The 3,327-nt window shown below is 32.9% G+C and carries 5 protein-coding genes; 3 read left to right on the top strand and 2 right to left on the bottom strand.

Features of this window, described 5'->3' with window-relative positions; translation table 11 throughout:
• Both ACT8VG_RS08990 and ACT8VG_RS08985 read left to right on the top strand, forming a co-directional pair.
• Positions 1-449: TIM44-like domain-containing protein (locus tag ACT8VG_RS08990; protein WP_444195670.1), on the top strand; the 449-nt coding region annotated here is incomplete at its 5' end.
• Between the two features lie 150 nt (positions 450-599).
• Positions 600-1,130: a methylated-DNA--[protein]-cysteine S-methyltransferase gene (locus ACT8VG_RS08985; protein ID WP_022425436.1), complete on the top strand. Its 531-nt coding sequence runs from the start codon at positions 600-602 to the stop codon at positions 1,128-1,130.
• 224 nt (positions 1,131-1,354) lie between these two features.
• Here the strand turns inward: ACT8VG_RS08985 and ACT8VG_RS08980 are convergent, their stop codons facing one another.
• Entirely contained in the window at positions 1,355-2,161 is an 807-nt protein-coding gene (locus ACT8VG_RS08980) for a hypothetical protein (protein WP_195921156.1), read from the bottom strand.
• 60 nt (positions 2,162-2,221) lie between these two features.
• Here ACT8VG_RS08980 and ACT8VG_RS08975 point away from each other — a divergent pair, with 60 nt between their 5' ends.
• Positions 2,222-2,770, top strand: a complete 549-nt coding sequence (locus tag ACT8VG_RS08975) for a nitroreductase family protein (protein ID WP_117459979.1) — start codon at positions 2,222-2,224, stop codon at positions 2,768-2,770.
• Between the two features lie 314 nt (positions 2,771-3,084).
• Here the strand turns inward: ACT8VG_RS08975 and ACT8VG_RS08970 are convergent, their stop codons facing one another.
• A complete protein-coding gene (locus tag ACT8VG_RS08970; RefSeq protein ID WP_006504963.1) occupies positions 3,085-3,264 on the bottom strand; it encodes a hypothetical protein in 180 nt (59 codons plus the stop codon).
• Positions 3,265-3,327: the final 63 nt, after the last annotated feature.

The following is a 3,327-nucleotide window of genomic DNA, read 5'->3' as shown; positions in this document are numbered from 1 at the left end:
GTCGTAGATATAAAGCTATTTCCATGCATAAGGATATGAAAAGAGGACTAGCAGAAAAGAATAACTCATCCTTTGATGAAAAGAAGATGAACGAAGTAGTCGCTGATTACTATTACACTATTCAGAATGCATGGAATGATAGAGATATGGATATTCTTAAACAATGCCTTTCTCAGTCTTTATATGACCAATGGGAAACAAAACTTAACTGGTGGGAGTATGAAGGTATACGTAATGAACTTTCTGATATCAGACTTCTTAAAACAATGGTGGTAGAAGTAGGTGATGACTACTTCTGGTCTTATATAGAAGGTAAGATGAGAGATAGAATGATCAAAGGTAATGAAGTCACTCAGGATAATAAAGAAATCTTTATTGAATACTGGCGCTTGATAGTAGAAGATGACAGGATTTATTTAGATGAAATCAGGCAGGAAGATGAAGTCTAAGTTGACCTTGTGAAATAATTGTGTTACAATACAACCAACAAAGGAATATTTTATAGCATGTCATTCACAAAGCATTAGCTATACGTATAAAAAGAAATTCTTTTTTGCGTACGCTAATGCTTTTTTTGTTTATTTTTGGAGGTAAAAATAATGGAATATATTAAGAAATACCAGTCTCCTATTGGAAACATTACTATGGCAAGTGATGGTGAATCACTTATTGGTTTATGGTTTGAAGATGATAAATACTATGCAGATATCTTAAAGGAACCAGTAGAACAGGATTTACCAGTCTTTGATCAGACAATTGCCTGGTTAAATCTATACTTTGATGGAATCGTTCCTAACTTCTGTCCACCTATTAAGATGCAGGGAACACCATTCCAGAGAATGATCTGGACTATTATCCAGCACATCCCTTATGGTGAAACAATCACTTATGGTGATATTGCGAAAGCTATCGCAAAATATGGTAACAAGAAAGAAATGTCAGCACAGGCAGTTGGTGGTGCTATTGGTCATAATCATATTGCGTTAATCATCCCTTCACACCGTGTAATTGGTTCTAAGGGTAACTTAAAAGGCTATGCTTCTGGCGTAGAAAAGAAAAAGAAGCTTCTCCTCTTCGAAAAAGCCTCAGTTATTAACAGCAGTATGAGAATAGATACAAGACTTGCATAATGCAGGTCTTTTTTTACGCGATGAAGTCAAGAAAAAGAGGTCTTATGCATGAAAAATCAATAAATTAGAGTACGTCTTACTAAAGAAGAGTTTGATGCGGAAATTGAAGAAAGAACGCATGAAATAGTCTTTTATTTTCTTCTTTAAGAATCCCATATTATTCCCATGCTTTTTAAAGATAATACAACTAGGGGGTAATTTGTTCTAGTCAAAAAGCAGCTAGATTAACCTCTAGCTGTTTTTCTTATGATCAGTTGTGCGATTATTACTACTACAACAGATATTCCACATATCATCAATCCTGGTGTTCTAAGTATTGATGGATCAAAGATGACTGTACGATTCAAATAAGAACTAGCCCCTTCACTAATTGCGAGTGGCATAATATAGCTTACATTTAGTCCAGATAAAACACCTGTTACACCTAGTGCAGTGAGGCCATATAACTTATCTACAATCAATTGAATCAAGCACAGTACAATAAGTATAACACCCATAATCATTCGATTAGAATCAAGTGTTAACTGATAGAAAATCTGTATCATCTTCAATCTTTTAGGAGATTGTTTACTAATATAATCATCTACATACTGATCAATACCTTGAGATACTAAACCAGAAGAAATTAATTTAGTAAGTGATGTCTTTAATATATTAGGTAATGTAATATCTGTATCCTTCTCAACAATATCAAAACATTCCTGTGCCAGATTATTGATATAAGGTGTCATATCTTCTTTATTATCTTCACCTGTAGCCATCTGTTTAATAATAGCCTGACTATATTTACTTGTTAGTGCGGTCATAGATTCAGATTGACTAATATCTGCTTGTATCTTTTTTATAGTTATGTCAGGAAGACGGTATGTGTATTGGTTAATAACTGTCATAACCTTATTTGTCATTTCCTGGGTAATTTCATCATTCTGTATAGCACTATTTATAATACTTGGACAAAGCATTGAGAAACATAATACATTCACAAGAATGAAAATAAGAATATCTAATACAATTGTACGTAACATACGCATAAATATCACGCTCCTTTACCCTCATTATAGAAAAACCACACCACATGTCAATATGTTATAATGGATGAAAGAAAGGGTGATTATATGGATTTTTTAGATTTTTTAAAACAAAGAAGAAGCTATAGACAATATACTGGAGAACCTGTAGAAAAAGAATTATTGGATAGAATTGTAGAAGCAGGATTACTTGCACCAAGTGGACGTAATATCAAACCAGAAGAACTCATTGTAGTCACTGATCCAAAGCTATTGACACAATTATCTCAATGTAGAAAAGCAGGAAGTCAGATGCTAGAAGGGGCAGGTGCCTGTATTATTGTATTAGGTGATGAAGATAAGACGGATGTCTGGGTAGAAGACTGCAGTAATGTCATCTTGACTATGCATTATATGGCTTCATCACTAGGTCTTGGCAGCTGCTGGATTCAGGGAAGAAATAGAGTATCATCTACAGAAGATTCAACTGAGGACTATATTAGAAATATCTTTCATTTTCCAAAGAATCTACGTTTAGAAGCACTATTATCGGTTGGACATATTGATCAAACATTACCTGCCAAAGAAGTAACAGAAGAATTGTTAAATAAAGTACATACACCAAAGTATTAAAATACCTGCTCATTGATGAGCAGGTATTTTAATACAGGTATTTATTCTGTTTGAAAGGTTTGTAATCATAGAAAATGATATTTCTGCTATTTTCTATTATTTCATAATATAAGACTGCTTTGGTAGTTGGCATGACATACTTATATTTGTTTGTTTGAACCTTCTTGCCAATATGTGGATTGGCCTCAACTATTCCCTTGACTTTTCGTAATTCTTTGGTTAGAAAGATTCCTATAGAGAAGTTTCTGAATCTAATATAGTTATAATAATCAATGTTGTTTATAATTTCTATAATGTATGGTTCGATTTCAATATCAAAATTTAACTCCATACTTTTCTTCTCTGTCTTTTAAGAATTCATCAAAGCTAATGGTTTTAAAATCTTTACTCTTTTTTCTTTCTTCATAAGCAGCTACTGTCTGTAAATCTTCGTATTCTTCATCAGTTAAACAAGTATAAGATACACCATTAATAATTACTGTTCTGTTTTCCATATCCTATCACTGCCACTCAAAATGTGATTAAATATACTCACATCGAGATAATGTAAGTTCTCA

Source organism: Catenibacterium sp., from assembly GCF_052354645.1.
Classification (GTDB): domain Bacteria; phylum Bacillota_I; class Bacilli_A; order Erysipelotrichales; family Coprobacillaceae; genus Catenibacterium; species Catenibacterium mitsuoka_A.
This window is presented reverse-complemented; position numbering and strand designations above follow the sequence as displayed.